Annotated in this window: 1 pseudogene; it reads right to left on the reverse strand. The window is 48.7% G+C overall.

The annotated features are described in order from the left end of the window. Positions 1-764, reverse strand: a pseudogene (locus Q1A70_RS20210) (conjugal transfer protein TrbE); the annotation flags it as partial.

Below are 764 nucleotides of genomic sequence, written 5' to 3' on the forward strand. Positions count from 1 at the left end.
TCCTTATCGGAGGCCGCAACAAATGCCAAGGCTAACGCATCCAGTGATAAGCTAACCAAACGCGAACCCGTCGGTTGATTGATGTAATACTCAAGCTTGGGCGTCGCACTGGCGAGTAAATCAATTTGCTTACCATTCAACCCAAATTGCTCATAGGTGTGGGCAAAATCACGGGCTTTAAGGTTAGGTAAGAAGATTTGCGTTGGGCACGATTCAACCAGCACATCAAAAATTGATGCATTGATGGCATCACTGAGTGATTGTGTGGCGAGTATCACCAAGCAGTTGGCTTTACGCAGCTCTTTCAGCCACTCTCGAATCATCTCTCGAAACACCGGATGCTGAAACGCCACCCACGCCTCATCAATCACAATGAACGACGCAGAGCCGTCTAAACGACGCTCGATGCAGCGAAACAAGTAGGTCAATACAGGCACTAAGTCTTTATCGCCCCGACTGATAAGCTCGCTCATTTCAAAGACCGTGAATGTTGATAACGTCAATTCACTGCTTTCAGCATCCAGTAAATCGCCCGCACGCCCATTGATGGTGTAATACTGCAAAGCGGACTTTATCCGCTCATCTTGCACTTGGGCGCAAAACTCCGACAATGACCGACGCGATGAACTTCGCATGTCGTTTAACGCCTTGAAGGTGGCGCTTCGCATCTCGCTATCAAAGGATTCGCCTTGCAGCACCGTCAGTTGCTCGATGTAGTCACAACACCACTCGAAATCACTGTCTAAATCCATGAGCGGAGCAAA

The sequence above is a fragment of the uncultured Vibrio sp. genome, from assembly GCF_947488985.1.
In the GTDB taxonomy this organism is placed as follows: domain Bacteria; phylum Pseudomonadota; class Gammaproteobacteria; order Enterobacterales; family Vibrionaceae; genus Vibrio.